General features: G+C 71.3%; 6 protein-coding genes. 4 read left to right on the forward strand and 2 right to left on the reverse strand.

The genetic code is table 11. The features are described from left to right. Positions 1–241: 241 nt before the first annotated feature. The 3 genes from FV230_RS25665 to FV230_RS25675 all read left to right on the forward strand — a co-directional run bounded on the left by FV230_RS25665 (position 242) and on the right by FV230_RS25675 (position 1,647). On the forward strand, positions 242–790 hold the full coding sequence (locus FV230_RS25665; RefSeq protein ID WP_147844399.1) for a helix-hairpin-helix domain-containing protein: 549 nt from the start codon (positions 242–244) through the stop codon (positions 788–790). 147 nt (positions 791–937) lie between these two features. After that, positions 938–1,153, forward strand: coding sequence for a hypothetical protein (locus tag FV230_RS25670; protein WP_147728766.1), 216 nt, complete (start codon positions 938–940; stop codon positions 1,151–1,153). Further along, entirely contained in the window at positions 1,150–1,647 is a 498-nt protein-coding gene (locus FV230_RS25675; protein ID WP_147844400.1) for a DUF3016 domain-containing protein, read from the forward strand. The genes FV230_RS25670 and FV230_RS25675 overlap by 4 nt, the downstream gene beginning before the upstream one ends. Positions 1,648–1,687: 40 nt before the next feature. On the opposite strand, the gene FV230_RS25680 is transcribed toward FV230_RS25675, so the two are convergent. Both FV230_RS25680 and FV230_RS25685 read right to left on the reverse strand, forming a co-directional pair. Further along, on the reverse strand, positions 1,688–2,482 hold the full coding sequence (locus FV230_RS25680) for an enoyl-CoA hydratase (RefSeq protein ID WP_147728764.1): 795 nt from the start codon (positions 2,480–2,482) through the stop codon (positions 1,688–1,690). Between the two features lie 64 nt (positions 2,483–2,546). Continuing rightward, the gene (locus tag FV230_RS25685; protein WP_243933380.1) at positions 2,547–3,017 is read right to left on the reverse strand and encodes an AMP-binding protein; all 471 of its coding nucleotides are present in this window, start codon (positions 3,015–3,017) and stop codon (positions 2,547–2,549) included. A 350-nt stretch (positions 3,018–3,367) separates the two neighbouring features. On the opposite strand from FV230_RS25685, the gene FV230_RS25690 reads away from it, so the two are divergent. After that, a partial coding sequence (locus FV230_RS25690) for a hypothetical protein (RefSeq protein ID WP_147844401.1) occupies positions 3,368–3,758 on the forward strand: 391 nt, incomplete at its 3' end.

Here is a 3,758-nt window from a genome sequence, read left to right on the forward strand (position 1 = left end):
GAAGGCGAGGCGGGCGGGGTCGAGGCGGGCGGTCGGCATCCCGGCGGGTATGGGCCGGCGCGGAGCCGGCGTCGATGCCGAAGGCCCCGCGAGCTGTCCGAAGGTCTTCCGCGCCGACGCTTGTTGACGGCCGGCCCGATCGTCTACGCCGTGCTTTGCTCCGGCAGCGCAACGTCTCTATCTTGCCAAGCGTTTGCAAAACTTGCCAAGCGTTTGCCAAACAACACGGATGGGAGGGGCGATGCTGAGCGGTTCGACGATTCTGCGGATCTCGCTTCTGCTGGTCGTCGCGGGCTGCCTCGCCGCCCTGATCCAGTATTTTCTGCCGCACGCACCGTCGCCGGCGCAGGCGCCGCCGGTCTCCGTGCCGCCGGCATCCGTCGCCCCGGCGCCGCGAAAGGTCGGGACGCCGACGCTGGTCCCGTCCCCCGCAGCGCCTCGAGCGGACCTCGCCGCGCCGCCGGTATCGCCGGATCCCGCGCCCACACCCGCTCCGGCACCCCAGCCGACCGCGGAAGCCCCGGTTCTCTCGCAATCCGTGCCGGAGTCGCAACCGACCGGTCAGGCGGAGGTGAACGAGGCCGGCGACAGCGCCGGACCGCGCGCGCTGGCGCTGGTCGACCTCAACACCGCATCGCTGGCGGAGCTGAACGGGTTGCGCGGCGGCGGCAGCATCGGGCGGGCGATCATCCAGCGCCGGCCCTACACGACGATCGACCAGTTGCTGTCGAAGCGCGTGCTCAGCCGCGCGACCTACGACAAGATCAAGGATCAGATCACGATCCGCTGAGATGCCCGCGACCGCGAAGCCGAGCTGTCCTTGTCGGGGGCCGGAGCGGTGCCGCAACTGGCGCAGCCTGCGCCGGTTGCCTATTGTGGACCCTACGGACGGATCGTCTGCGCGGGCGATCCCCGATCAAGGTGCGAGGAGCTGCGCATGTTCACCCAGACCGGCAGCGCGATCCTTCGGGACGACCTCGGCGTCGAGGAGACGACCGAGACCGACAACATCGTGCGGTGGGACGGCGAGCGGCTCTACGTCGAGCACGACGTCTACCACAACGGGCAGCTGGTCCACCGCAAGTACCGCCGCAACGTGACCGAGCCGGTCGCCCGCGCGCTGCTCGCCGTGATCAACCGCGCCAAGCAATGAGGCGCGTCGTCCTGGCAGCCCTGACGGGTCTCGCGCTCGGCGGTCCCGCCGTCGCGCAGGTCGGCGTGCGCTACGTCGCGCCGGAGCGCTTCACCGACGCGGAGGACCGTTGGGCCTCCTCCGGCCGGAGCCTGCGGCTGACGCTGGCGGAGATGACGCGGATCTTCCAGGACCTCGGCAGCCGGCGCCTCGGCCCCGACGAGAGCCTCGACATCGCCGTCCTCGACATCGATCTCGCCGGGTACGAGCGGCCGGGCTTCGGCACGCCGAGTGGCCTGCGGATCGTCCAGGACTTCACGCCGCCGCGGATCCGGCTCGCCTACGCACTGCGGCGTGGCAAGCGGGTGGTCGCCAGCGGCGAGGATACGGTCACCGACCCCAACTTCATGCTGACGGCCAACCCACGCTTCTCGACCGGCGGCCTGTATTACGAGCGCGCGGTGCTGCGCGACTGGTTCGCGCGCCGCTTCCCGGTTCCGGCCGGCCGCGGCTGACGGACGTTTCGCGCGCCGAACCGCGCGGCTCGACCGCGGCTCACGCCGGCCAGCGCGGCGTGCGCTTCTGAAGGAAGGCATCGATGCCCTCGTCGGCGTCGGCGAGCATCATGTTCCGGGTCATGACCTCGGCGGCGTAGGCGTAGGCCTCCTCGAGGCCGAGCTCCGCCTGGCGGCCGAAGGCTTCCTTGCCGATCGCCACCACCCGCGCCGACTTGCCCGCGATGCGCATCGCCATCGCCTGCACCGTCGCATCGAGATCGGCGGTCGGCACCGCACGGTTGACGAGGCCGATGCGCAACGCCTCCGCGGCGTCGATCGGCTCGCCGAGCAGCAGCATCTCCATCGCCGCCTTGCGCGGCACCGCGCGGGAGAGCGCGACCATCGGGGTCGAGCAGAACAGGCCGATGTTGACCCCGGGCGTCGCGAAGCGGGCGTCGTCGGCGCAGACCGCGAGATCGCAGGTCGCGACCAGCTGGCAGCCGGCGGCGGTGGCGATGCCGTGAACCTGCGCGATCACCGGCTGCGGCAGCCGGGTGATCGCCAGCATCAGCCGGGAGCAGGCGCGGAACACCTCGGCCGCGGCCTCGCGCCCGGGATGCGCGCGCATCTCCTTGAGATCGTGACCGGCGCAGAAGGCCGGCCCGGCGCCGCGCAGCACGACGACGCGCACGGCTCGATCCTCGGCGATCGCGTCGAGCGCATCCTGCAAGGCCGCCATCAGCCCGAGGGACAGCGCGTTGCGGGCCGGACCGCGGTTCAGCGTCAGCGTGGCGATGCCTTCGGCATCCGCGCGAAGCAGCAGCGGCGCGTCGGTCTGCGCGGTCGAGGACATGCCCTGGCTCCCGTCTCGATGGCCGGTCAAGCCTATCACGGACGCGTCGGGTTTCGAGGATGGCTCAGGCCCGGCGCGCCGGCAGCGCCTGCGGGGCGAGCGGGGCGTCGTCGTACTCGGCGATCTCGAGGTCGATGCGGGCGAAGTCGGCGCCGCCGTGCCACCACACCAGCGGCTGAACCGAGACGAGGCCCTGGACGCTGCACAGCGTCTCCGCGAGGCCGGCGTCGACGAACAGGTGGCGCGGGCCGATCGCGTCGAGGCTCCGGGCAAGCGCGGTCCCGCGCAGGGTGAGGTCGAGCGGCATCACGGTGACGCCGACGGAGCCAAGGCCCTGCCAGATCGCGAGCACGTCGGGCTGGTTGCGCATCAGCAGGGCGACGACGTCGCCTTCCCCCAGCCGCTCGTGCAGGGCCCAGCGGGCGTAGCGGTTGCGGCGCTCGCCCGAGGGTGCGTCGCTCGGTTCGGCGAGGCGCAGCGACGGCGGCACGAAGGCGGGATCTGGCTCTGCGCGGTGGTCGAGGGCGAAGTGCATGCGGCGTCCAGTCCGGCTCATTGCGGAAGATGTCGGACTCCGATCTGCTCGCCACCGGTTAATAGCAGGCTTCGAACCCCCGCGTAGGGCAGGATCAAGTCGAAACAAGTTCCGCGGTTCCGCAAGGCAGACGAGGGACCGGGACGGCCAGTGACGCGGTAGAAACGCCGCTATCGATTGCAACGCAGGTAACGCTTAACCACGAACGACCTTCACCTTTGTCCTGCGTGGCCTGAGGCAATCCGTCGGGCCGCTCCCCCTGGGCGGCGTTCACCGTTCGGCGTATCTCGCCCGTCTCAACGACTCGCAAGAAGTCGTCGACGACGATGAGGAAACTTTCGCCCATGCGCATGTTCGCCACGCCGGCCGCCGCGGCCGCCCTCCTGAGCCTCGGTCTCGCCGCGCAGCCCGCCGCGGCGCAGATCCGCAACGCCCCGGCCCCGCGGGCGCTGGAATTCGCAGCCTACATCTTCGCGGCGTCGAACGTCTGCGGCTATCGGATCGGGACCGACACCTTCGAGGCGCTGCTGGTCAAGCAGGGCACCCGATCGGCCGACGTCAGCCCGCGCGGCCCGTTCGGCGGCCGGGTGCAGTCGATGTTCGCGCTGATGTCGAACGACATGGCCCAGCATCGCGAGAAGGCGTGCCTCGCCGTCGCCGGCGAATACGGCCCCGAAGGCACGGTCGCGAAGGACGTGCTGCTGCCGGCCGCAGCCGACGCGCCGCCCGCCGGCGCCGACA

The organism is Methylobacterium sp. WL6 (genome assembly GCF_008040095.1).
GTDB lineage: Bacteria > Pseudomonadota > Alphaproteobacteria > Rhizobiales > Beijerinckiaceae > Methylobacterium.